Raw genomic sequence first — 25,561 nt, 5'->3', positions numbered from 1 at the left:
CGCCCATGCTCCGTCATCTCTCGATTCGCGACTTCGTCATTGTCGCCGCGCTAGACCTAGAGTTCGAGCGCGGCTTTACCGTGTTTTCGGGCGAAACCGGCGCCGGCAAGTCGATTCTTATCGACGCCCTCGCGCTTACGCTCGGCGCGCGCGCCGACGCCAGCATTGTGCGGACCGGCGAAGCGCGGGCCGATATCACGGCCGAATTTTCGACCCACGCACAAGTCTCGCGCTGGCTGGACGAGCACGCGCTGGCTATCGGCGACACCGATACGGTCATGCTCCGCCGCGTAGTCGATTCAAGCGGGCGTTCGCGGGCGTTCATCAACGGCACGCCGGCCACGCTCGTGCAGTTGCGTGAGCTGAGCGAAATGCTCGTCGACATCCACGGCCAGCACGCCCATCAATTGCTGATGCGCCCGGACGCTCAACGCGAACTCTTCGATACCCACGCGGGCCTTCTCGACTCGGCACAGAAAGTGGCGCGGGCGCACCGGGTCTGGCGCGACGCCACGCATGCAGTGGAACTGGCGCAAAACCGCGATCGCGAATTGCAACTGGAACGCGAGCGACTCGCGTGGCAGTTGAGCGAGCTCGACAAACTCGGGCCGCAGCCGGGCGAGTGGGAAGACGTCAGCGCCGAGCATCATCGGCTGTCGCATTCGGCGAGTTTGATCGACGGCGTGCAAGGTGCGCTCAACGCGCTGTCCGAGTCGGACGAAGCCATGATCACGCAGCTTTCCGCAATCGTCTCGAAGCTGCGCAGTCTTGTCGATATCGACCCTGCGCTCGCCGATGTGCTGGCTTCGCTCGAACCTGCCGAAATTCAATTGCAGGAAGCGTCGTATTCGCTCTCACACTACGCGCAGCGGCTTGAACTCGATCCGAACCGGCTTGCGCAGGTCGAGCATCGGATGGAGCAACTGCATTCGGCCGCGCGCAAGTTCCGCATGCAGCCTGAAGCGTTGCCCGAGGAGCATGCCGAGCGGCGCAGACAGCTAGCGGCGCTTGATGCCGCCGCTGATCTCGACGCACTGCGCGCGGCGGTTGCCAAGGCGAAAGAGGTTTATCTGGCGGAAGCGGCGGTGTTGTCGAAGGCGCGCGGGAAAGCTGCAAAGTCGCTTGGCAAGGCAGTCACCAAGGGCATGCAGGAATTATCGATGGTAGGCGGCAGCTTTGAAGTCGCGCTCGTGCCGCTTGCGGAAGGCGGTGCGAATGGGCTTGAGCAGATCGAGTTCCGGGTGGCCGGCCATGCGGGCGTCACCTTGCGGCCGTTGGCGAAGGTCGCGTCCGGCGGCGAACTCGCGCGGATCAGTCTGGCGTTGGCGGTGATTGCGAGTACGGCGAGCCCGACCCCCACATTGATTTTCGACGAAGTGGATACCGGGATTGGCGGCGGCGTGGCGGAAGTGGTCGGGCGTTTACTGCATCAACTGGGCCGCGACCGGCAGGTGTTGTGCGTGACGCACTTGCCGCAGGTCGCGGCGCGCGGCGATCATCATTTCCAGGTGGCTAAAGCCGGAGACGCAGTGGGCGGAACGGTTAGCACCGTCACGCCGCTGGATAAATCAAAACGGGTGGAGGAAGTCGCGCGGATGCTCGGGGGCCTTGAGATTACGGCCACGACCCGCAAACACGCGAAGGAAATGCTTGCGGCGTAAGCGGTAAATCAGCGCGGAGCGCGGCTGTTCGCGGCAGTCACCCCTCGCCATGCACACGCCCGCGACGCTGGGGACGCACCTTCAAGCGATTCAAGCGTCGTCTTGCAGGGCGCCTAGGCTCGCCGCCGATCTCCAATCTTCAGGCCAAACAAAGCGGCTATTTCCCAAATACCCGCGTCCAAAGCCCCGTTACCGCTTCCCTCTCCGCCACCACAACATCTGGTTCGACCCGTGCCTTCTCCATCCCGTCGAGCCTCAAGGTGTGCTGCAACTTCCGATACCGCCGATACGCAGCCGCCACCGTCTCCGCCTCCTCGGCACTCATCAGCCCGAATCCCGCGGCCAGCCGCAGCAGCGAAATATTACCCATATTTCGCACAAACTCAGCGTCTTCCCGCGCGTGCAGCAGCACCCAGTACTGGACGATGAACTCGATATCCACCATCCCGCCGCGGTCGTGCTTCAAATCAAATAACTTGCTCCGGTTCGGATGCCCCGCATCCACCCGCTCGCGCATGACAACAATCTCCTGCGCCAAGGCGATGGCATCTCGCGGCATAGTGAGAACCTGGGCGCGAATCTCCTCGAAGCGCTCGCCAATCTCGGCATCGCCAGCGCAATAACGCGCCCGCGACAACGCCTGGTGCTCCCACACCCACGCGGTATTCGCAGCATCGCCCTCACGAATCTGATAACGCCGGAACGATTCCAGGCTCGTCACCAGCAAACCCGATTCGCCGTTCGGACGCAGCCGCAAATCGACGTCGAATAACGTGCCTGCACCCGTTGCCGTCGTGAGCCACGTGATCAGCCGGCGCGCGAATGTTGCGTAGATATCGGCTGCAGATTCGTCGGGGTCATCGTGGAGGAAGATCAGGTCCAGGTCCGACGCGTAACCCAGTTCCTTCCCACCCAGCTTCCCATAAGCAATCACAGAAAAGCGCGGCACCTCGCGGTGACGCTTCGGAAACTGTGACCACACCGTTTCGATAGTGACATCAAGCACGGCGTCAGCGAGCGCCGACAACAGGTCGCTAACATGCTCAACCGTGAGCTTGCCGCCCAGGTCGATCAGCAAAATGCGGAACACTTCAGCCTGATGCGCATGGCGCAGCAAGTTCATCTGTTGCTCGGCGCCATCGGCGGCGGCAATCTGCGCGCGCAAGGATTCGCGAAATTGCGCCCAGTCGAAGGGGCTCGCGATCGCTTCATCGTCGAGCAATTCATCAAGAAGCTGCGGATGGCGGATCAGATATCCCGCCGCCCAACGCGACGCGCCAAGCACCGACAACACCCGCGCGAGCGCCGCCGGATATTCGGTGAGCAACGCGAGATAAGCGCCGCGGCGGCTGACCGCTTCGAGCAGGTCGAACAGCCGGGCAATGGTGTCGCCCCGCCGTTCGGGCGGCTCGACGGCCTTCGCGGCTTCGAGCGCACGCTGCGCGACGATGTCGAATCGTTCCCGGCTGCGCTCGGGCAAACCTTCGTATCGTGTCGATTTCCACACGTTGCGCAGACGTGTAAGCACAGCGGTGGCATCGGTGAAACCCAATTCGGTCATGCGCTCGACCAACTGTTCTTCGGCGCTGTCGTCGGCGAGCGCGCTGCTCCAGACCCAGGACGCCGCTGAATCTTCCGCGACCGCACAGCCGCCGTCGCCGTTCACCTTATCGGCGAAAATCTGGTCGAACTGATGCTCCACGCGCGCCCGATGCGCCTCCAGCGCGTCGGTCAGCGCCGGGTAATTGGCGAAACCCATTGCATCGGCAAGCACCGCGCGGTCTTGCGGCGCGACCGGCATGGCGTGCGTCTGCGCGTCGTTTCGATACTGCAAGCGGTGCTCGAGCTTGCGCAGGAACAAGTACGCGTCGGTGAGTTCGCTACATACATTCGCCGATATCAACCCGTGCGCCGCCGCGCGATTCAGCACGGACAAGGTCGGACGAATCCGCAGATCGGCAATCTGGCCGCCACGGATCAGTTGAAACACCTGCGCGCTGAACTCGATCTCCCGAATGCCGCCACGGCCGAGCTTGATGTCGTCGGCTTTATCTGGTCGCATTGACGCCCGCCGCTGCGCTTCCTGCCGGATCTGCACATGCAACGCGCGAATTGCGCTGATCACGCCGTAGTCGAGATACCGCCGGTAGATGAACGGCATAGCGAGCGCGTCGAGCTGCTTCGCGAGCCGTTGCGCCGCTTCGCTCTCGCCTTCGGAGACCAGCCGCCCCTTGATCCACGCGTAGCGCTCCCACTCACGGCCCTGCACATAGAAATATTCTTCGAGCATGCCGAGCCCGCAAGCGAGCGGACCGGCATCACCGTTCGGCCGCAACCGCATATCGACTCTAAAGACGTAACCGTCTTCCGTCACCTCGGCCAATGCGCCTATCAGCTTGCGGCCGAGCCGCGTAAAATATTCCTGCGTCGATAACGCCGCGCGTTCGCCGCCTGTCGTCTCACCGTCTTCTTCATAGACGAAGATCAGATCAATATCCGACGACACATTCAACTCACGTCCACCGAGCTTCCCCATTCCCACCACACCCAGCGTCAAGCGCTGTCCGTCAGGCCCGCGTGGCTCACCGAACGTGACTTCCAGATCCGCCGATAACACCGCGAGCGCGCGCTGGATAGTCAGCTCGGCAAGATCGGTCATGGCGCCCGTGACTTCGGCGACAGGCGCGCGGCCGGCGAGATCACGTTCCATGACCGTGCAAAAGACCTCGATGCGCAACCGCCGGAGCGCAGTCTTGAGCGCGGCTTCATCAAGCCGGCCACCGGGCGAGCGCGCCGAACACGCGTCGCACAGGGCGTTCAGCCGCGCTTCTATCCACGCGCGGCGAATCGGCGCACGGGACCATTCGGCTACTTGCGCCGGCAATTCGGGACGCGCGGCATACACGCGCGCGGCGTAGTGGGAAGCGCTGGAACTCAGCAAAACGGCGTCGGTCATGAAAAGTCGGGCTCAGTCATTGCTCACAAACAAGTCCGGCAGTATGCCGGGGCTTTTGTGCAAATTCGCGTGCGCTGCGCAGAACGCCGTCCGGCGTGGCTTAGCGGGCGCATCGTAGCGTGTTACAGCGCTTTTTTGCACTGCACGCTGTGTTACATTTCAACGTCAAATCTCGAAAACCTACCATATCGCCGACCCGCCGCAGCATGTCCGACCGAAAGGAACTCGCCGACCCACCCGAAGCTGTACCCGTGAAGCTAGGTGGTCGCGCCGAGCTCGCGTTGTCGCGAGCGCTCAAAGTCCTTCTGGTGCTGGTTGCCGTGGTTTATTTCGCGGTTGCCGGCATCTATCTCACGCTGCGTTACGCCCTGCTTCCGCAGATTGATGCGTTCAGGCCGCGCATCGAGCAAATGGTCTCATCGAAGATCCACGCCCAGTTGCGCATAGGACGCATCACGGCGAAGTGGTCGGGCCTCCAGCCTTCATTCGATATCGACAATCTCAGGATCGACGCGGCCGACGGCACGCAAGGCCTCGCCGTGCCGCATGCCAGCGCAACCGTCGCATGGCGCTCGCTGCTGGGTCCTATTCCGCTGCTCGCGAATCTCACCGTCGATGGCCCTGACGTCGTCATCTCGCGCGCTGCCGACGGGACCTTCAGCGTAGCCGGCGTGCCGCTCCAGGCGAAACACACGGGCAACGACGCGTTCATGACCTGGCTGCTGAGACAGCAAGCCATCGTGCTGCGCGACGGCACGCTGCGCTGGCGCGACGGCGAACGCGACGCGCCGGAACTCGCGCTCAAGCGTATCAAGCTCGCCATCCTCAACGACGGCCCGCATCATCGGCTGGCGTTACAGGCGCTTCCCGACGGCGACCTGCTGCACGGACCGCTCGATTTTCGCGCGGACTTCCGCACGCCGCGTTTCAGCGTGCCCGGCCGGCCGGCGAACTGGACGGGCGAGGCTTATCTGTCGACAGGTCCTGTCGATCTGCCCAAACTCTCCCAGTACGTGACGATGCCGTTCGCGACCTACGGCGGACGTTTCGACAACCGCATCTGGATCGACTTCGCGAAGGGCAAGCTGCAAAAAGCGGGCGGCGACCTGACCGGTTCCGAGATCGCGTTGCGCGTGCGTCCAACGCAGCCGCGTCTGGACGTGCCAATCGCGAACTTCAGCTGGAATCTCGCACAAAAGGACGACGAATACACGTTGCAGCTCGCGAACCTGCACGCGGAACTCGGCCAGCCGCCGCTCGCCGACGGCACGCCGGTGTCGCGCCTGCTGGCCTTGCATACGCTGACCGGAAACTACCGCGCGGCGAGTTTGCAGCACGGGCAAATGTTCGGCGTGGCGGGCGATGTCGTCGATCTCGGTGTTCTCGGAGAATTCTTGCGAGCGTTGCCGTTGCCGTCGAAGCTGCAAAACGATCTGATCCGCTTCAACCCGCGTGGCCAGATTGCCAACTACACACTACAAACCGAGCGGCCCAGGCCAACCACTCACGCTCAAATGCTGGCCCAGCGCCAGACGGGCGCCGAACCGCCGATGCGCTACACGGTCAAGGGCGACTTGCATGGCGTGAGCGTGCAGGCCCAGGAACCGCCGCCGGGATTGACGATCAACAACCACCCGCGGGCCGGGATTCCGGGCGTTGAAAACCTGTGGGGCAGTATTGACGCCGATCAGGATCATGGCAGCGCGGTCATCGATACGAAAAATACTGCGATCACCGTGCCCGGCGTCTTCGATAACCCGCGTCTCGTGCTGGACCAGATCAATGGCCGCGTGACCTGGACTCTCGCCGACGCGCCCGGCAAGCCGCACAAGGCGATCACCGCGCACGTGGAGACGCTGCACGTCAAGAACGCGGATGCGGAAGCCAGTGCGACGGCGGATTACAAGAACGAAGGCGAAGGCCGCGGTTCGCTCGATCTCAAGGCAAAGGCCGCGCGCCTGAATGTGACGAGCCTCGTGCACTATCTGCCTACCAGCATCAGCGAAAAAGTGCGCCTGTATCTGGGCCACGCGTTGCAAGCGGGTATCTCGCGCAATGCCACCATCGAGATCCATGGCGACCTGACGAAATTCCCCTATTCGAAGTTCCCCGATGCCGGCCAGTTCCGCATCGTCGCGCCCTTCTCTGGGGGCAAATTCGAGCCAACGCCCTATCCGCCCAGGACCATGGCGAACGGCACGCCGAACATTTGGCCGGCTTTTGACGGTATTGACGGGACGTTTCATCTCGCCGAAAACAAGCTCGGCTTCGATATTTCACGCGGCCATTATCTCGGCGTGAGCGTGGTCAAGACAACGGGACGGATTGAGGACCTGGGCAATCGTGAATCGAAGCTGCTGATCGATGCCGACGCGCACGGCCCGGTCACCGACATGCTTCATTACGTGGAAGACAGCTCGCTCGGCGCGCTCTCACACCACGTGGCCACGAAGATCCGTGCAACCGGTAACGCCGCGCTCGCGTTGCAACTGGAAATTCCGCGGGTCGCGCCGCCGCCCGGCGTTCGGCCGCACGTGGGGTACAAAGGCGCGCTCACCTTCAATGACAACGACCTTGCGTACGGTGCGGTGCCGCCGCTGTCGAATCTCAAGGGGCGGGTGCGGTTCGGTGAGAAAACCGCATCGCTCGATGGCCTTACGGCGACATTCCTCGGCGGCAATGTGCGCGGCACCGGTGGCGTGAAACCCGACGGCAGTTATGCCTTCGACGTTAGCGGCCGCATTGGCGCCGACGCCGCCCAAGGGCTGAACGCGCACGATCAGGCGCAAGCCGCGCAGATTCTCAAGCACATCAGCGGCACCGCGCCTTACGACGTGCGAGTGCGCGGCGTGAAAAACACGTTGCCGCAAGTCGAGGCCAACTCCGACTTGACCGGCCTCGGCCTGGACTTCCCGGCGCCTTTCAACAAGAGCGAGGGCACGCCCATGCCCGTCTCGTTCACGTTCATGCCGGTCACGGGCTCGCCTCAGGAACACGACGCGAAACTCACGCTCGGGCCGGTTAAAGCGCATTACTTGCTCAAACAGACCGGCAAGGAAGCGCCGGTCGTGGAGCGCGGTGCTATCGGTGTGAACAAACCGGCCGATCTGCCGGCGCAGGGCGTGACGGCGGCGGTGGATATCGACGAACTCGATGCCGATGCGTGGCGCAAGCTGATCGCCGAATTGGGACCGCTTCCGCAACCAGATCCGAAGACGCAATCGCAGGTGGTGAAGCAGTTCGTCCCAAAGCGCTTCACGCTGCATTTCGCCACGATCAAGCTGCTCAACCGGCGCTGGGAAGATGTGGCGATCGGCGCAAATCTGGGCGATGACCGCATGTGGCAGGCGAACATTGCGTCGGATCAGATCACTGGAAATGCGCAATGGATGCCAGGCGCAACGAAGGGCAGTCCGGGCGCGTTGCAGGCGCGGTTCACGAAGGTCGTGATTCCGGGGAAACAGGAAACCGACCTGGTCACGCAGATGATCCGCAAGCCGCCGGCCAACATGCCGTCCATCGACCTGATCGTGAACGAACTCGTGGTGCGCGGACGCACGCTCGGACGCCTTGAGGTGGACGCGCACAACGACGTGGAAGACAACGTGCCGGTCTGGCATCTGGACAAGCTGGACCTGAGCAACCCGGACGCGACGCTTTCGGCCACAGCCAACTGGCGCACGATCAGCGGTCCCGTCGGTTTCCCGGCCGACGCCGACGACAACGCCCCCCGCCGCACCGCGCTGGATTTCAAGCTGGACATCATGGATGCCGGTGCGTTGGTTGAACGGCTGGGCTTGCCGCGTACGGTGAAGAACGGCAAGGGCACCGTGACGGGCCAGTTTGGCTGGGACGGCAGTCCGGCCGCGCTCGACCTGCCCACGCTCAACGGCCGCGTGAATGTCGACTTGCAGCACGGTCAGATTCTCAAGGTCAATCCGGGCGCGGCCAAGCTGCTGGGCGTGCTCAGTCTGCAAAGCCTCGCGCACTTCCTCACGCTGAATTTCGAGGACGTGGTCGGCAAGGGGCTGCCGTTCGAAAAGATCACGGGCTCGGGCACCGTTCAGAACGGAATCGGCCGCACCAACGATTTCACGATGATCACGGCGCCTGCACGCGTCGAGCTGAAAGGGCTGGTCGATCTGCCGAAGGAAACCCAGGACCTGCACGCCAAGATCATCCCGACCATCAGCGCAGGCGCCGTGGCGCTGGGCGCGGCCGTGATCAATCCTTTGCTCGGGCTCGGCACGCTGGTGGCCGACCTGCTGCTATCGAAGTCGATTGGAAAAGCGTTCACCATTGACTATTCCATTACCGGTTCGTGGTCGAAACCCGTCATTAAGCGGGTGAAAGGCGATCAGGGTAAGATCGAAATTCCCGCTGACAGCGTGCCCAACTGAGCGTTTTGATAACGTTCGGCGAAGATCGCACGGGCCAGCGGCAGGCGATTCCGATCACCGTTTCGATCGCGATCGCGCCCCTTTTTAGCAGGCTGACATGAGCGAAAAATCAAGCGAAGGCACTCCCGGGACGTTCCGTGTAGCCGCGCTGCAAATGGTGAGTGCGCCGGATCGTGAACGCAATATCGCGGAGGCGGGACGGCTGATTGCCGAAGCCGCGCGGGATGGTGCGCAGCTTGTGCTGCTGCCGGAATATTTCTGCTACATGGGTTTCAAGGACACGGACAAGCTCGCGATCCGCGAAACGCCCGGCCACGGTCCGATCCAGCAGTTCCTGGCGGACGCGGCGCGTGAACATCGCGTATGGGTGATCGGAGGGACGCTGCCGCTGGAATCGCCTGAAGCGGCGCGCGTGCTCAACACCACGCTCGTCTTCGATCCAACCGGCAAGCAGGTCGCGCGCTACGACAAGATTCATCTGTTCAATTTCGAGAAAGGCACGGAATCCTTCGAGGAAGCCCGCACAATCTGTCCGGGCAGCGAAGTGCGTACGTTTGATGCGCCATTCGGACGCGTGGGGTTGTCGGTGTGTTATGACCTGCGGTTTCCCGAGCTTTACAGAAAAATGGGCGATTGCGCGTTGATGGTCGTGCCGTCCGCGTTCACCTACACCACTGGCGAGGCGCACTGGGAAACGCTGCTGAAGGCGCGTGCAGTGGAGAACCAGTGCTACGTGCTGGCCGCCGCGCAAGGCGGCAAACACGAAAACGGCCGCCGGACCTGGGGCCACAGCATGCTGATCGACCCGTGGGGCGAAGTCGTGGCCGTGCTGGCGGAAGGCGTGGGCGTAGTGGCAGGAATAATTGATGCCAAACGCATAACGTCGGTCCGGCAAAGCCTGCCAGCTTATCGCCATCGCGTGCTGGGATAGCTTGTTTTTGCGGAGCCCCCCTCCATTTGGTCAGAATGTCGCACGAACATCCTGACGTTAGAATGCTTTTAATCCCCACAGACTTCGCCACAGGCAACGAATGAACATCATCGAACCCGGCATCCGAAATCTCGCCACCGCGAAAGAGATTCTGTTGACGCCCTACGGCCTCGACGAATCCACGATTACGCGCACGCTGGCGGAGATCTTCACGCACCGCGTGGACTACGCGGATCTCTATTTCCAGTCCACGCGCAGCGAAGCGTGGAGTTTGGAAGAAGGCATCGTCAAATCGGGCAGCTTCAGCATCGATCAAGGTGTGGGCGTGCGCGCCGTGTCGGGTGACCGGACGGCGTTTGCCTATTCGGACGACTTGTCGCAAGACTCCATCCGTCAGGCAGCAATCGCCACGCGCGCGATTGCAAAGGCCGGCGGCGGCAAGCACAAGATCAAGTCGGCCAGTTCGCTGACGGGCGTGTTCGGCCGCGATCTGTACCTGCCGTCCGATCCGCTCACGTCGCTCGACGCCACCGCGAAGGTGAAATTGCTCGAACGTGTCGAGAAAATGGCGCGTGGCCGCGATCCGCGCATCGTGCAGGTCATGGCCGGTCTCGCGGGCGAATACGACGTCGTGCTGGTCGCGCGCAGCGACGGCGCACTGGCTGCGGACATTCGGCCGCTCGTGCGGGTATCCGTGACGGTCATCGCCGAAAAAGACGGCCGCCGCGAAATGGGCAGCGGCGGCGGCGGCGGACGTTACGACTACGCCTATTTCACAGATGAAATCCTGTCCCACTATGTCGATCAGGCCGTGCACGCGGCGCTCGTTAACCTCGATGCGCGTCCGGCTCCTGCCGGTGCAATGACCGTTGTGCTTGGACCGGGCTGGCCGGGCGTCTTGCTGCACGAAGCGATTGGCCACGGGCTGGAAGGCGACTTCAACCGCAAGGGTTCGTCGGCGTTTGCGGGGCGTATTGGTGAACGGGTGGCGGCGAAAGGCGTGACGGTTGTCGACGACGGCACGCTGCCGAACCGGCGCGGCTCGCTGAATATTGACGACGAAGGCAATCCTACGCAGTGCACGACCTTGATCGAAGACGGCATTCTCAAGGGCTACATTCAGGATTCGCTGAATGCGCGTCTCATGAAAATGCCGGTAACCGGCAACGCGCGGCGCGAGTCGTACGCCGCCCTGCCTATGCCGCGCATGACCAACACGTACATGCTCAACGGCGACAAGGACCCGGGTGAGATCCTGGCATCGGTGAAAAACGGCTTGTACGCGGTGAATTTCGGCGGCGGCCAAGTCGATATCACCAACGGCAAGTTCGTGTTCTCGGCGTCCGAGGCGTACATGATCGAGAACGGCAAGATCACGTATCCGGTGAAGGGTGCAACGCTGATTGGCAGCGGCCCGGAATCGCTCAAGTACGTGACCATGATCGGCAATGACATGGCGCTCGACGGCGGCGTGGGCGTGTGCGGCAAGGAAGGCCAGAGTGTGCCGGTAGGTGTAGGCCAGCCTACCTTGCGAATCGAAAAAATGACGGTGGGCGGCACGGTTTGAGCGCGTAGTCCGCCATTTGACCCGTGATTTTCCCGCGCCGCGCTCAGTGAAGCTTTCGAGCATGCCACGCGGGAAATCCGCATCGAATGCTCACGTTTACTGCAAAAATCGGCGCTGCAACGCGGAATGTCCGCATTTTGCCGGCTGACAACTTGCCAACCGCGCGTGTTTGGGGTTATAAAGCCAGACGTTCATTTGTTACCAACGCGACCGAAACCATCATGTCCGCCAAGTTTTATTTTTACTTTTTTTGGCATCTCAAGCCGCTGGCGGATCGAGAGGGGTGAGTCGTTTGTGTAGAACCCAAGTTTCCCGAAAAACCGCCAGCGCAGCCTGGCGGTTTTTTTATGCCCACTTTTTTTGACGACTTTTTGCACTGTTCGTGATCTGTCGGACGTAGCGACCAACGAACACCGCATCGAAAACGAGTTCCTGGAGAACCAGCATGCCCCCGCACAACACCGACGATGTCCGAATCCGCGAATTGAAAGAACTGACGCCCCCCGCTCACCTGATCCGTGAGTTCGCCTGCGCCGAGACCGTTTCGGAGCTGATCTACCACTCGCGCCAGTCGATGCATCGCATCCTGCACGGCATGGAAGACCGCCTGATCGTGATCGTCGGTCCGTGCTCGATCCACGATACCAAAGCGGCTTTGGAATACGCGGGGCGTCTCGTCGAGCAGCGCAAGCGCTTTGCCGGCGAACTCGAAATCGTGATGCGGGTGTATTTCGAAAAGCCCCGTACGACGGTCGGCTGGAAAGGTCTGATCAACGACCCGTACATGGACAACAGCTTCAAGATCAACGACGGCCTGCGGACCGCCCGCGAATTGCTGTTGCGAATCAACGAACTGGGCCTGCCGGCCGGCACCGAATACCTCGACATGATCAGCCCGCAGTACATTGCCGACCTGATCTCGTGGGGCGCGATCGGCGCGCGGACGACGGAATCGCAAGTGCATCGCGAGCTGGCGTCAGGGTTGTCGTGCCCGGTCGGTTTCAAGAATGGCACGGACGGCAACGTGAAGATCGCCGTGGACGCCATCAAGGCAGCGTCGCAGCCGCACCATTTCCTCTCGGTGACGAAGGGCGGCCATTCGGCCATCGTGTCGACGGCCGGTAACGAAGACTGCCACATCATCCTGCGCGGCGGCAAAACGCCGAACTACGACGCGGAAAGCGTGAACGCCGCATGCAACGACATCGGCAAGGCCGGCCTGGCCGCACGTTTGATGATTGATGCGAGCCACGCGAACAGCTCCAAAAAGCACGAGAACCAGATCCCGGTTTGCGCCGATATCGGCCAGCAGATCGCAGGCGGCGACGAGCGGATCATCGGCGTGATGGTGGAATCGAATCTGGTCGCTGGACGGCAGGATCTGAAGGAAGGTTGCGAGCTGACCTACGGGCAGAGCGTCACGGATGCGTGCATCGGCTGGGAAGATAGCTTGAACGTACTGGAAGGGCTGGCCGAAGCCGTGAAGCAACGGCGCGTGGCGCGTGGGAACGGGAACTGATTGGCCTGAGCACGGGATAAAAAGGGCCGCAACATCTGGCGGCCCTCTCTTTCAAACGCTAAGGCGCTACGCCATCTCGCCGGAACCGTAAATCTCGGTGCGCACTCGCGCCTTCGATACCCCCGCCGCCATCAACGCATCCTGCTGCGCGCGCATGAAGGGCACGGGGCCGCACAAATAATAATCGGCGTCGGGAAGCAGGGTTTTATCGGCGATGCGGGCAAAATCCAGCCGTCCGGCGAAGTCGAAATCCGTTCCCGGGCGGTCATTGGCGTGGGTCTTTTCATAGAAGACCGTGCGCGACACGTTCGGATGTTTTGCGACGATCGCGTCCAGCCACCGGCCAAATGCATGCGTGCGGCCATTGCGGCAAGCGTGGACAAACGATATCTGCCGCTTGCTATTCTGCGCGGTCAGCGACGCGAGCATCGACACCATAGGCGTAATACCTACGCCGCCGCTGATCAACACAACAGGCGTGGTCTTGCTTCGATCGAGTTTGAACTCGCCCATCGGCGCGCTGACTTCAACAATCCCGCCGACTTCCATCCCATCGTGCATCAGATTGGAAACGTATCCAGGCGGCAAATCCTCGAACCGTTCGCGCTTCACCGAAATGCGCAGCCACTGACCGTTCGGGGCGTCGGAGAGCGTGTATTGACGCGGCTGGTCAACGCCAATTTCCTTTATGAACCGCTTCACGCTGACGTACTGGCCCGGCTCGAAATGGCAGACCGGACCACCGTCGGATGGCTTCAGATAAAACGATGTGATCTCGTCACTCTCCTGTTCGCGCCGAAACACCACGAACGGGCGGAAGCCGCTCCACGCGGCTTGGGCATAGAGATCTTTTTCCGCGCCGATCAAAATCTCCGCAAGTTGCGCGTAGGCGGCTCGCCATGCATTGAGTGTGGGTTCATCGACGGCATCGCCCAGCACTTCGGATATGGCTGCCAGCAGATTTTCTCCGACGATCGGATATTGCTCCGGCCGGATATTCAGGCTCGCGTGCTTGTGCGCGATATGCGTGACGGCCGAACCGAGCGCGCCGAGGTTATCGATGTTCGCGGCATAGGCGTACACGGCTCGCGCCAACGCCTGCGGCTGACTGGCGCTTTGTTGGTGCGCCTGGTTGAACACGTTTTTCAACTCGGGATGGTGGTTGAACATCCGCTTGTAGAAGTGTTTGGTGATGGTTTCGCCATGTTCGGCGAGCACGGGCGCGGTGGCTTTTACACGGGCAATCTGGTCGGCGGTCAAGGTCGTCACTGCAGGGCTCCTTTAAAGATGCATTTATTTTACATCTTTAAAGGAGCCAGACGTCCGCGCGTTTTGTCGCAGGGACATAGGACGATGCTGATTGTTGTTCAGCAGCGCAACCCGTGCCGAAGAACACGCCCTACCCTAGACCTTCCGTTCGTGATTCCACAACACGTCCGTTCCGCCATCGGCACGATTCAACACCCGCGCCAGCACGAACAGCAAATCGGATAACCGATTCACATACTGCCGCGGCGCCGCGTTGATCTTGTCCACCCGGCCGAGCGCAACAATCGATCGCTCCGCGCGCCGGCACACCGTTCGTCCGACATGCGCAAGCGACGCCGCGGGCGATCCGCCCGGCAGGATGAACTCCTTGAGCGGCGGCAAGGTTGCGTTGTACTCCGCGATCCATTCATCGACACGAGCAAGATGCGACTTCTCGATCATCGAATGGCCGGGAATACACAGCTCGCCGCCGAGATCGAAGAGATCGTGCTGAATAGCCGACAACGCGGCGCGTACGTCGTCCGGAAGTGGTTCGCAAAGCAACACGCCGAGCTGCGAATTGAGTTCGTCAACGTCGCCGATCGCCGTGATCCGCGCGTCGTCCTTCTGCACGCGGGTGCCGTCGCCGAGGCCGGTCGTGCCGTCGTCGCCGGTGCGCGTCGATATCTTGCTCAGGCGGTTGCCCATGATGTTCTCCAGGTAGCCCGGAACGCCGGTCAGCGCCCGCGCTCATTATAGGCAACGTGGGAGCGTCGGCCGGGGGCAGGTTCGCGGCAGGTTCGATATGGGCTATCGGCGTAAAATGAATACATAAAACGCACGATTGCCGCATTTCGATGCGAGATTTCGTGCATCCCAACATCCCATCACATCGATGTCCGGAGACATGCCGTGAACCACCCCGTCCCGCCGCTCGCCGTCCGCCGCACTTTCCCCGCCGCCCTGCTCGACTCGCTGAAGGCTGCGTTCGCCGAACGCGTCTCGACCACCACTGCAGTCCGCGAACACCATGGCCGCGACGAATCGCCTTTCGATCCGCAACTGCCCGACGCCGTCGTTTTCGTGACCAGCACGGAAGATGTCCAGGCCGTGGTCCGGCTCTGCGCCGAACACAATGTGCCGGTCATTCCGTACGGCAACGGGTCGTCGCTGGAAGGTCATTTGCTGGCGGTTCAAGGCGGTGTATCCATCGATATGTCCGGCTTGAACCAGGTGTTGTCGATCGACGCTGAAGACCTGACGGTTACCGTGCAGCCAGGCATTTCGCGCAAGCAGTTGAACGAAGCACTGAAAGACACCGGGCTGTTTTTCCCAATCGATCCCGGCGCGGATGCGAGCATTGGTGGGATGTCGGCGACGCGAGCGTCGGGTACCAACGCCGTGCGTTACGGCACGATGCGCGAGAACGTCCTGGGCCTCACCGTCGTGTTAGCCGATGGCCGTGTCATCAAGACCGGTACGCGAGCACGCAAATCTTCGGCCGGGTACGACCTCACGCGTTTGTTCGTCGGCTCGGAAGGCACGCTCGGCGTGATCGTCGAAATCACCGTGCGGCTTTACCCGCAGCCGGAGGCGGTATCGGCGGCGGTGTGCGCATTTCCGTCGATGGGCGACGCCGTGCGCGCCACCATCGAAACCATTCAGATGGGCGTGCCCGTGGCCCGTGTCGAGTTCCTGGATTCGCTGGCTGTGCGCGCGATCAACCGCCATTCGAACCTCACGTTCCGCGAATCGCCCATGTTGTTCTTCGAATTCCACGGCACGGAAAGCAGCGTGAAGGAGCAGGCGGAAACGGTGCAGGAAATCGTTGCGCAAAACAACGGCGCGGACTTCGAATGGGCCAGCCGCCCGGAAGACCGCAGCCGACTGTGGAACGCGCGTCACAACGCCTATTTCGCGATGCTGCAACTGAAGCCCGGCTGCCGCGCCGTCACAACCGACGTCTGCGTGCCGATCTCGCGGCTGGCCGAATGCGTGATTGAAACGGAGCAGGACTTGAAGGCCAGCACCCTGCCCTGCCCGATCGTCGGCCATGTAGGCGACGGCAATTTCCACGTCGCCATGCTGCTCGATCCGGCCAAGCCGGAAGAATTCGAAGAAGCCGAGCGGATCAATCATCGTATTGTGGAGCGCGCGCTGCGCATGGGTGGAACGTGTACCGGCGAACATGGTGTCGGGCTGCACAAGATGGGTTTCATGATCGAGGAACACGGCGAGGACGCAATCAGCGTGATGCGTTCGATCAAACATGCGCTCGATCCGAAAAACCTGATGAACCCGGGCAAGATTTTCTCGTACGACGCTTGATCCAAAGAAGGTTGCAATCTCCGGCTGATTACTCCCGGACAACTGAGCAGCGAGCGTCCGGCGCGAACAACGCGCTGGCGTAAAAACATGCTCCGTCCCCGTAATTAGCCCGATCGACGGCAGCCGCGCGCAGGTGCAAGATCAATGCTCTGCTTTTTGGAATGCTCCAGAGCACAAACACCGCCGGGAGGAGACATGAACGCACCCGCCGAGCTTTCGCCGGAAGTGCTCGCGCAACGTCAGCGCGAAGTGGTCCAGGCGCTGATGGCCGTGCTGCCAACGCACTGCTTGCTGTATCGCGAGGAAGACACAGCCGCTTATGAATGCGACGGGCTCGCGGCATACAGGCGGCTGCCGCTTGCAGTCGCGCTGCCGGAAACCGAAGCGCAGGTGCAGCGCGTTGTGCAGATCTGCGCGCGGCTCGACGTGCCCATTGTCCCGCGTGGCGCGGGCACGGGCCTGTCAGGCGGCGCCATGCCGATCCGGCACGGGATCGTGGTGTCGCTTGCGCGCTTTCGCAAGATTGTGGAAGTCGATCCGTACGCGCGTACCGCCACGGTCCAGCCGGGCGTGCGCAATCTCGCCATATCCGAAGCCGCCGCTCCCTTTGGGCTCTACTACGCGCCCGATCCGTCATCGCAGATTGCCTGCACTATCGGCGGCAATGTCAGCGAGAATTCCGGCGGCGTCCACTGCCTCAAATACGGCCTTACGTGTCACAACGTGATGCGGGTACGCGCGGTATCGATGGAAGGGGACATCCTCGAATTCGGTTCGCTCGGTTTGGACGCGCCGGGGCTCGACCTGCTGGCTGTGCTGATCGGCAGCGAGGGCATGTTCGCCATCGTCACTGAGATCACCGTCAAGCTGATCCCGAAGCCGCAAACGGCGCAAGTGATCATGGCGAGCTTCGACGACGTCGTCAAAGGCGGCAATGCGGTGGCAGCGATTATCGCGGCCGGCATCATCCCCGCCGGGCTCGAAATGATGGATAAACCCGCGACACGCGCCGTGGAAGAATTCGTGAAAGCGGGCTACGACCTCGACGCCAAGGCGATCCTCTTGTGCGAATCCGACGGTACACAAGACGAAGTCATGGAGGAAATCGTGCGCATGACGGCAGTGCTGCGCGAATTCGGCGCGAACCGCATCCAGATTTCGCGCTCGGAAGCCGAACGGTTGAAGTTCTGGTCCGGCCGGAAGAACGCATTTCCGGCTGCTGGCCGTATCTCGCCGGATTACTACTGCATGGACGGCACCGTGCCGCGCCGCCAGATCGGGCCGCTGCTGGCGCGTATTGAAGAGATGGAAAAAAAGTATGCACTGCGTTGCATGAACGTGTTCCACGCCGGCGACGGCAACATGCATCCGCTGATCCTGTTCAACGGCAACGATCTGGACGAATGGCACCGGGCAGAGGCATTCGGTTGTGACATCCTGGAAACCTGCGTGGAACTGGGCGGCACGGTGACGGGCGAGCATGGCGTGGGTATCGAAAAGATCAACTCCATGTGCGTCCAGTTTTCGCCCGAAGAACGCGATACGTTTCACGCGATAAAACGTGCTTTCGATCCCCCCGGCCTGCTTAATCCCGACAAAGGCATCCCGACGCGCGCGCGTTGCGCCGAGTACGGGAAAATGCATATTCGCGGCGGCTTGCTGCCGCATCCCGATATTCCACGCTTTTAAGCGGCGTGTTTAGGAGGCGCGTCTAAACGTTGCGTGCGGATCGTGCGGATAACGCCTCTTTAATATTCCCATTGATGTCCCTTTGAAACATCGGCGGTGGTTCCAGGCGTTCAAGCCCCCGCAGGTATCCACGTTTATACGAGTGGCCGTGCGGGAACACGCCGATACACTGACCCAAGAGCCATAAAAAACGCGGGACACCATGACAGAGGAAGATATTGTCGCGAGCTGGTCCGAGCGTATACGCGCCGCGACGGCGAGCAACACCCCGCTACGGATTCGCGGCGGCGGCACGAAGGATTGGTACGGGCAGGCGCTGCAAGGCGAAATAGTCGATACGCGGGCGCATCGCGGGATTATCGAATATGACCCGGCCGAACTCGTGATCACCGCGAAAGCCGGCACGCCGCTCAGGGAGATCGAAGCGCGGCTGGATGAATGCGGCCAGATGCTGCCGTTCGAACCTCCCCACTTCGGGCCAAACGCCACGCTCGGCGGCTGTATTGCAGCCGGCCTCGCCGGCCCGCGGCGCGCTGCGGCCGGTGCGCCGCGCGACTTCGTGCTCGGCGCCGTGGTGATGAACGGCCAGGGCCACGTGCTGCACTTCGGCGGTCAGGTAGTGAAGAACGTCGCTGGCTACGACGTCTCGCGGCTGCTTGCGGGTTCTCTCGGCACGCTGGGGCTGATCCTGGAGGTATCGGTGAAAGTGCTGCCGAAGCCCGTCGCCGAAGCCACGCTCAAGTTCGAAATGAACGACACCGACGCCGTGCGCAAGCTCAACGAGTGGAGCGGCCATCCGTTGCCGCTGAGCGGCAGCGCGTGGCGCGACCACACGCTCGCCTTGCGCCTGGGCGGCGCGGAAGCCGCGGTGAAAGCAGCGCGGACATCGCTGGGCGGCGAAGTGGTGGACGCCGTGGAAGCCGAGCGTTTCTGGTGCGGCTTGCGCGAGCAATCCGACCCGTTCTTCGCGGTCATACCGCCGAAATCGGCTCTGTGGCGGCTCTCGCTGCCATCGATTGCCGAGCCGATGCATCTTCCCGGCCCGCATCTGATGGAATGGGGCGGCGCGCAACGCTGGTGGATCACCGACGCCGACCCGCAAACCGTGCGCATCAGTGCCAAGCAGGCCGGTGGCCACGCGACCATCTTCCGCTCAAGCGCATCGTACGACCGCAACGCGGGCGTCTTCACGCCCTTGCCTGCCCCGCTGATGAAGATTCATCGTGGCCTGAAAGCTGCATTCGATCCCGCGAGCATTTTTAATCGCGGACGTCTCTACCCCGACTTCTGAACTGAACACACGCAATGCAAACCAACCTCGCCGACTTCATGCGCGACACGCCCGATGGCGAAGAGGCCGAGGCCATCCTGCGCAAGTGCGTGCATTGCGGCTTCTGCACGGCAACGTGCCCGACCTATCAGATACTCGGCGATGAACTCGACGGCCCGCGTGGCCGGATCTATCTGATCAAGCAGATGCTGGAAGGCGCGCCCGTTACACGCAGCACGCAACTACACCTGGACCGCTGCCTCACGTGCCGCAATTGCGAAACCACGTGTCCATCGGGTGTGCAATATGGACGGCTGGTGGAGATTGGCCGGAAGGTGGTGGAAGAAAAAGTGGAGCGGCCGTTCGGCCAACGCGTCCAACGCAAACTGCTCGCCAACTTCCTGCCGAACAGCAAGCTTTTCACGCCTGCGATGAAACTCGGCCAGCAGTTCCGGCCGCTGTTGCCCAAAGCCTTGCGGACCAAGATTCCCATCGCGCAACAGCCGCTCGAACCGGCAACCGGCACGCATGAGCGCACCATGCTGATGCTCGCCGGCTGCGTCCAGCCCGCCATGATGCCGAACGTCAACATCGCGACTGCCAGAGTATTCGACGCATTGGGCATCCAGATCCTGACCGCGCCCGACGCGGGCTGTTGCGGCGCGATTCGCCTGCATCTCGGCTTCAACGACGAAGCGCTGGACGACGTGCGCAAGAACATCGACGCGTGGTGGCCGTATGTGGAAAACGGCGTCGAGGCGATCGTGATGAACGCGTCCGGTTGCGGCGCGACGGTGAAGGAATACGCACATTTGCTGCGTAATGACCCCGTCTACGCGGAGAAGGCCGCCCGGATCGTGGCCTTGACGCGCGACCTGTCCGAGATCCTGCCGCAATACGAGGACGAACTGACCGCGATGACAAGGCGGCGCGCAGTCCACACTGTCGCGTTCCATCCGCCCTGCACGCTGCAACATGGCCAGCAGATCCGCGGTCACGTGGAGAACTTGCTGACGGCGCTGGGCATAGAAGTGCATCTTCCCGCCGATAACCATTTGTGCTGCGGCTCGGCGGGAACGTATTCGGTACTGCAGCCAAAGCTCTCGTACGCACTGCGCGACCAGAAACTCGATGCGCTCGAGAAGCTTGAACCGCAGATGATTGTCTCGGCGAACGTGGGCTGCATCGCGCATTTGCAGAGCGGCACGTCCACGCCCGTCGTGCACTGGATTCAACTGGTCGAGCATCTGCTGTATGGCTAACGCTGGCGGCCACGTGCTGGATCGGCACATCGCATCCGTATAATCGGACTTCTGCCTACTCACCCAGCGGCGTCCGATTCCATGTCCTCCTCTCATGTAGCCCGTCACCTCGACGAAGTCCGTCAGCGCATCGCGAAAGCGGCGGCTGACGCTTCGCGCGACGCGTCAGCGGTCACGTTACTCGCGGTATCGAAGACCTTTCCTGCAGAGGATGTTCGCGCTGCCTTCAACGCCGGGCAACGCGCATTCGGCGAGAACTACGTGCAGGAAGCGGTCGCGAAGATAAGCGAACTGGCGGATTTGCGCAGCGAGATTGAGTGGCATTTCATCGGACCGTTGCAGTCGAACAAGACGAAGGTTGTTGCCGAGAATTTCGACTGGGTGCATTCGGTGGATCGGCTCAAGATTGCCGAGCGTTTGTCCGATCAGCGTGGCAACAACTTGCCTGCGCTCAACGTCTGCCTGCAAGTAAATGTCAGTGGAGAGGCGTCGAAAAGTGGCGTGACGCCAGAGGAAACGCTGGCGCTTGCGCGCGCGATTGCCGCGCTGCCGAAGCTCAAATTACGCGGCTTGATGGCGATTCCAGAACCGGCCGGCACACTCGATGAACAACGCGCGCCGCATCGGCGCCTGCGTGAAATCATGGACACGTTGCGCGCTGACGGCCTCGAACTCGACACGCTTTCAATGGGCATGTCGGCGGATATTGAAGCCGCTATTCTCGAAGGCTCGACCATGGTTCGTATTGGCACGGCTATCTTCGGCGCCCGCGATTATTCTCACTAACTCTTCTCGACCACTTCAACTTCATCATGAAAATTGCATTTATCGGTGGCGGCAACATGGCGTCGGCACTCGTTGGCGGGTTGATCAAGCGTGGCGTCGCGCCGGCGGATCTGTACGTTGTCGATCCCGGCGAAGAAGCACGGCAGCGCACTGAAAAGGAGTTCGGTATTGCGACTGGCGCGGCGGTCGATTCGAAGCTCGCGGACTATGACGCCATCCTGCTGGCCGTCAAACCGCAAGTGTTGAAGGACGTGGCTGCGGCGTTGCAGCCGGTGTTGTCGAAGCAACTGGTGATCAGCATTGCTGCCGGCATTCGTGCCGCCGATTTGTCGCGCTGGCTCGGTGGCTACACGCAGATCGTGCGCACCATGCCGAATACGCCCGCGCTCATTGGCATGGGCGTGACAGGATTGGCAGCGCTGCCCGGTGTCGACAGTTCAGCGAAGGCGCTGGCGTCGAAGGTACTTGAAGCCGTTGGTGAGATCGTCTGGTTCGACGATGAATCGAAGATCGACGCCGTCACCGCCATTTCGGGCAGCGGTCCGGCGTACGTGTTTTATTTCATCGAAGCCATGCAGGAAGCCGCGCGCCAGCTCGGCATGGACGAGGAGCAAGGCCGCGCGCTCGCGGTAGCAACGTTCACCGGCGCAGCGCAATTGGCGGCGCAATCGGGCGAACCGGCGAGCGTGTTGCGCGAACGCGTGACGTCGAAGGGTGGCACGACAGCAGCGGCGTTAGCTTCCTTCGATGCCCAGGGCGTGAAGGACGCTATCGTCCGTGGCGCCTTGGCAGCTGATGCAAGGGCCAAGGAAATGGGCGCGGAGTTGGGGAAGGCTTGAGGGGAGGGCCTGACGATCAAGCTAGAAGGTAACGCTCGAAGGTAAGGCTTGACGATCAGGCTTCAAGGTCAGGCCGGAAGGTCAGGCTTGAGGCTAAGATCCGGCACAAGCGAAAAAAATGCCGCTTCGGATTAGTTTCCGCAGCGGCATTTTTCGTCTTGCTCCGCCGATAGTCCGCTACTTCACCAGCAGTCCGCCAGCCGAGGTTCTTACCCGTGCAATGCAATCTGCACGCCTTGCTGAACCAGCAGTTCAACGTGAGCGCCCGAGTGCTCGTACACGTTGTACGTTACGCCGCTAACTACTGCGGTACCACCTTGCATCCAGTGACCGTCAGCCACGCCCGCAATGTGCGCATTCGACAGATCCACTGAATCGCCATTCGAGCCGCTGACCAGCATCTGCTGCTTGCCGTCCTTTTGGAACAGGTCCGGCTCGGCCAGGTTCAACACGTCCACCAGCGACAGCTTCAGCATGTTGTGCGCGCCACCCAGATCGACCGCTTCAATACCCGATACCTTCGCCGCCGCCGTCTTGCCGCTGAGCGACGTGAGGTCCAGAACCTGATGGTCGCCCGTCAGATGCAACGTGCTGACGCCGCTCGTGCCGCCCTGAACGTGTGCCGAAGCGTCCTTGAAATAGGATGCCGGATCAGCGTTGAGGTCCACCGTGTGGTTGGCGCTCGACGTTTGAAGAACCGCGTGGTCACTGACCGCCGAACTCGCCGTGGCTTGAACATCCGCCGATGCCGCTTGCGTGGCTGCCGTCGACGCATCGCTGTGGGTTGCAGCTACGCTTTGGACTGCGTGGGCGCTGGAGTTTTCGGTGAAAGTCCAGCCGAGGTCCGCGTTCGATGTCGTCCTGATATCGCTCGACGCGCCCAGCGCTTTCACGTCGATGTGGTAAGTACCGTCGGCGAGCGGAAAATTGCCGGGAAGGATTGAGTCCTTGGCAATGACAGCGGTAAAAATATTGCCGTTAATCGTCATGTTTCCGACGACGCTGTTATCCCACGCGCGAGTCGTTCCCTGATTGCCGCCGCTCAGGTAAATCCCGATGCCCTTGGACGCGAGGCTTGGGTCGGCAATCCATCCGGTCACCGTCACCGTGCCGTTCACCGTCCCACCGTTCGCAACATCAACGCCATTGCTGGTTACGCCCGTCACCATGATTTGCGTGGTGCTGAATGCGTAGGAAGGCGATGCTTCGCTTGTTCCGATGAGGCTCGTAGCCGTTACGTGAACGTTGTGTGCGCCATCCGACAATGCCGCGACAGGTTGAAAACTCCATTTGCCCTCTCCATCGACGGGCGCTGAGCCAAGCAGCGTCGTGTTGTCATAGACCTCGACGATGTTGCCCCGATGACCCGAACCCTCGATGACCGGATGCTGGTCAGTTGCGATGCCGCTCATAGCGACCGCGCCCGCCAAGGGCCCGGCTACATCGATAACACTGGCAATGGTCGGTACGACAGGCGAAGTATCAATGGTGAAACTGAAGGCCAACGGCGCGCTCGTGCCCGCGTCCGTCGCGTAGGTGACCGTGATGTTGTGCAGCCCCTCTGACAGCGTCGAAAAGAACCAGGGCGATTCGTTGCCCACGGCGGTAATCGTGCCAACCAGTACGTCATTGTCGAATACCGAATAGGTGGCACCCGCGATCGAATTGAACACGAGTACGGGATTGGCGTCCTGCATCGTCTGCCCCCTGGTGACATCCTGAATCCCAGCAAGAGAGTGCTCCGACAAACCTATGAAACCCGGTGCTGGCAACACTACTTCGGCGAGAGCCGAGATGATCGGATAGTCAATTGCACCGACGAGATCTTGATTGGTGTACGTAGTTTGCGACATATTTTTCATAACCTCTGTGCTGGGAAATTGCATGCGGCTGCACTAAATAAGGCACCGCCCTCATTTCATAAAATCGATTTCCGCTTCAATTCGAAATCTCGTTTCATAAAACGAAGCAATTCTCTGTCACCATGTCGCACCAAAAAATCGGAACAATCCTAAATACATTGGAGTGCGAAAAGAATGACGAAGTGCCGAGCGTGAAGTACCCGGCAATCTCAGCATGGAGGAACGTAAATCTGACCTTAGCGGAGAAACGCGTAATGCTTCGCGATGCTCGAGAACGACACTCCGCCAAGCCAGTTGTTATGTTTGAACGCAGCGAAGCACGGCATGCGCTCGCGGTTCTTGATTAGCGTGTAGTGATAGATAGCGCAGGCAGCAGCAGCCCTCTCGCGCCGTTGCTCGCCGATTGACCACGCACACCATATGGCGCGATAACCGCGATGAACATCCCCGCAACGACGCCCCTCTCCGGATTGCTAAAAGTAGCAACAAGCTCAGCTTTCGTGCCGGCTCAATAGCTTGCGCAAGAGTCCGGCCAGTTGCTGACGTTCATCGATATCCAAAGGCTTGAGCAGCTCTGCCTCCGCACCCAGATGATGCTCGGTGGCGTCGTTGGACACTTCCACGCCTTTTTCGGTCAGCCGCACAATCACCCCGCGCCGGTCAGCGGGATCAGGATGGCGCGTAACCAAGCCGGCTTTTTCAAGCCGATCTATCCGGTTCGTCAAACCACCGGACGAAATCAGGACCATGCTCTGTAGCTGATAAGGCGACAGCTCAAAAGGCTCGCCCATGCGACGCAATGCGGCGATCACATCAAACTCACCGACCGTGAGCTGATAACGCGCGAGATCAAGCAAAACACGCCGCGTGATGAAATATTCCAGCCGCACAATGCGGCCGATAACTTCGGTGCTGGACGGATCTAGATCGGGGCGGACTCGCCGCCAACGGCTGACGATCTGATCAACGCCGTCGGTTCGATCTGGCATCAACGGTATCTGTAGCAGTGAGGTAGCCGCCATTAAAACAGATCGGAACCGCACGGCCAAATTGCTCGATCAAAAGCTTCTTCATACAAAGTATCTTGATTCAAAGATACTTGACGAAGAGCAAGGAGCACGAGAAGGTTGCGACGCACAATAACTGCACCGAAGGCGATCAGCGCACATTTAGAAAGCGACTGTTGCGCGGCCTGAGGCGGTAGTCACACTGAATTTCGACTGCCCAGTGAAGGTGTAGAAAG

General features: G+C 61.2%; 17 protein-coding genes and 1 pseudogene. 12 read left to right on the top strand and 6 right to left on the bottom strand.

Annotated elements, in window-relative coordinates; all coding sequences use genetic code 11:
* Window positions 1-5: 5 nt before the first annotated feature.
* Window positions 6-1,661 (top strand): DNA repair protein RecN, encoded by a 1,656-nt coding sequence (gene recN, locus SBC1_RS02535; RefSeq protein ID WP_165086379.1) that lies wholly within the window; start codon window positions 6-8, stop codon window positions 1,659-1,661.
* A 157-nt stretch (window positions 1,662-1,818) separates the two neighbouring features.
* On the opposite strand, the gene glnE is transcribed toward recN, so the two are convergent.
* A complete protein-coding gene (glnE, locus tag SBC1_RS02530) occupies window positions 1,819-4,617 on the bottom strand; it encodes a bifunctional [glutamate--ammonia ligase]-adenylyl-L-tyrosine phosphorylase/[glutamate--ammonia-ligase] adenylyltransferase (RefSeq protein ID WP_165987177.1) in 2,799 nt (932 codons plus the stop codon).
* A 206-nt stretch (window positions 4,618-4,823) separates the two neighbouring features.
* On the opposite strand from glnE, the gene SBC1_RS02525 reads away from it, so the two are divergent.
* The 5 genes from SBC1_RS02525 to aroG all read left to right on the top strand — a co-directional run bounded on the left by SBC1_RS02525 (window position 4,824) and on the right by aroG (window position 13,034).
* Window positions 4,824-9,017 carry a YhdP family protein gene (locus tag SBC1_RS02525; RefSeq protein WP_165987176.1) on the top strand — a complete coding sequence of 1,398 codons (4,194 nt, stop codon included), beginning with the start codon at window positions 4,824-4,826 and terminating at the stop codon, window positions 9,015-9,017.
* Between the two features lie 97 nt (window positions 9,018-9,114).
* Window positions 9,115-9,948 (top strand): carbon-nitrogen hydrolase family protein, encoded by an 834-nt coding sequence (locus SBC1_RS02520; protein ID WP_165987174.1) that lies wholly within the window; start codon window positions 9,115-9,117, stop codon window positions 9,946-9,948.
* A gap of 100 nt (window positions 9,949-10,048) precedes the next feature.
* Window positions 10,049-11,515 (top strand): metalloprotease TldD, encoded by a 1,467-nt coding sequence (tldD, locus tag SBC1_RS02515; RefSeq protein WP_165086368.1) that lies wholly within the window; start codon window positions 10,049-10,051, stop codon window positions 11,513-11,515.
* An 86-nt stretch (window positions 11,516-11,601) separates the two neighbouring features.
* Complete coding sequence (locus tag SBC1_RS02510) at window positions 11,602-11,802, top strand: hypothetical protein (RefSeq protein WP_165085146.1); 201 nt, start codon at window positions 11,602-11,604, stop codon at window positions 11,800-11,802.
* Between the two features lie 158 nt (window positions 11,803-11,960).
* The gene (gene aroG / locus SBC1_RS02505; protein ID WP_165086365.1) at window positions 11,961-13,034 is read left to right on the top strand and encodes a 3-deoxy-7-phosphoheptulonate synthase AroG; all 1,074 of its coding nucleotides are present in this window, start codon (window positions 11,961-11,963) and stop codon (window positions 13,032-13,034) included.
* A gap of 66 nt (window positions 13,035-13,100) precedes the next feature.
* Here the strand turns inward: aroG and hmpA are convergent, their stop codons facing one another.
* On the bottom strand, window positions 13,101-14,303 hold the full coding sequence (hmpA, locus tag SBC1_RS02500) for an NO-inducible flavohemoprotein (protein ID WP_165987173.1): 1,203 nt from the start codon (window positions 14,301-14,303) through the stop codon (window positions 13,101-13,103).
* Window positions 14,304-14,438: 135 nt separating this feature from the next.
* Complete coding sequence (locus SBC1_RS02495; protein WP_165086360.1) at window positions 14,439-14,990, bottom strand: cob(I)yrinic acid a,c-diamide adenosyltransferase; 552 nt, start codon at window positions 14,988-14,990, stop codon at window positions 14,439-14,441.
* Between the two features lie 204 nt (window positions 14,991-15,194).
* Here SBC1_RS02495 and SBC1_RS02490 point away from each other — a divergent pair, with 204 nt between their 5' ends.
* The 6 genes from SBC1_RS02490 to proC all read left to right on the top strand — a co-directional run bounded on the left by SBC1_RS02490 (window position 15,195) and on the right by proC (window position 22,456).
* A complete protein-coding gene (locus SBC1_RS02490) occupies window positions 15,195-16,610 on the top strand; it encodes an FAD-binding oxidoreductase (protein ID WP_165086358.1) in 1,416 nt (471 codons plus the stop codon).
* A 195-nt stretch (window positions 16,611-16,805) separates the two neighbouring features.
* On the top strand, window positions 16,806-18,299 hold the full coding sequence (locus tag SBC1_RS02485; RefSeq protein WP_165086356.1) for an FAD-linked oxidase C-terminal domain-containing protein: 1,494 nt from the start codon (window positions 16,806-16,808) through the stop codon (window positions 18,297-18,299).
* Window positions 18,300-18,501: 202 nt separating this feature from the next.
* Window positions 18,502-19,590 (top strand): glycolate oxidase subunit GlcE, encoded by a 1,089-nt coding sequence (glcE, locus tag SBC1_RS02480; protein WP_165086354.1) that lies wholly within the window; start codon window positions 18,502-18,504, stop codon window positions 19,588-19,590.
* A gap of 14 nt (window positions 19,591-19,604) precedes the next feature.
* Window positions 19,605-20,831 carry a glycolate oxidase subunit GlcF gene (gene glcF / locus SBC1_RS02475; protein WP_165086351.1) on the top strand — a complete coding sequence of 409 codons (1,227 nt, stop codon included), beginning with the start codon at window positions 19,605-19,607 and terminating at the stop codon, window positions 20,829-20,831.
* Between the two features lie 81 nt (window positions 20,832-20,912).
* Window positions 20,913-21,617: a YggS family pyridoxal phosphate-dependent enzyme gene (locus SBC1_RS02470; RefSeq protein WP_165086349.1), complete on the top strand. Its 705-nt coding sequence runs from the start codon at window positions 20,913-20,915 to the stop codon at window positions 21,615-21,617.
* A 26-nt stretch (window positions 21,618-21,643) separates the two neighbouring features.
* Window positions 21,644-22,456: a pyrroline-5-carboxylate reductase gene (gene proC / locus SBC1_RS02465; protein ID WP_165086346.1), complete on the top strand. Its 813-nt coding sequence runs from the start codon at window positions 21,644-21,646 to the stop codon at window positions 22,454-22,456.
* 209 nt (window positions 22,457-22,665) lie between these two features.
* Here the strand turns inward: proC and SBC1_RS39735 are convergent, their stop codons facing one another.
* The 3 genes and pseudogenes from SBC1_RS39735 to SBC1_RS02450 form a co-directional block, all read right to left on the bottom strand.
* Complete coding sequence (locus SBC1_RS39735; protein WP_243830265.1) at window positions 22,666-24,309, bottom strand: Ig-like domain-containing protein; 1,644 nt, start codon at window positions 24,307-24,309, stop codon at window positions 22,666-22,668.
* 245 nt (window positions 24,310-24,554) lie between these two features.
* Window positions 24,555-24,698 (bottom strand): annotated as a pseudogene (locus SBC1_RS02455) (4-hydroxybenzoate octaprenyltransferase); the annotation flags it as partial.
* Between the two features lie 111 nt (window positions 24,699-24,809).
* Window positions 24,810-25,307 carry a MarR family winged helix-turn-helix transcriptional regulator gene (locus SBC1_RS02450; protein ID WP_207958422.1) on the bottom strand — a complete coding sequence of 166 codons (498 nt, stop codon included), beginning with the start codon at window positions 25,305-25,307 and terminating at the stop codon, window positions 24,810-24,812.
* Window positions 25,308-25,561: the final 254 nt, after the last annotated feature.

The organism is Caballeronia sp. SBC1, from assembly GCF_011493005.1.
Classification (GTDB): Bacteria; Pseudomonadota; Gammaproteobacteria; order Burkholderiales; family Burkholderiaceae; genus Caballeronia.
Note: the sequence above shows the minus strand (reverse complement) of the source record. Positions and strands in the feature narration are given on the sequence as shown.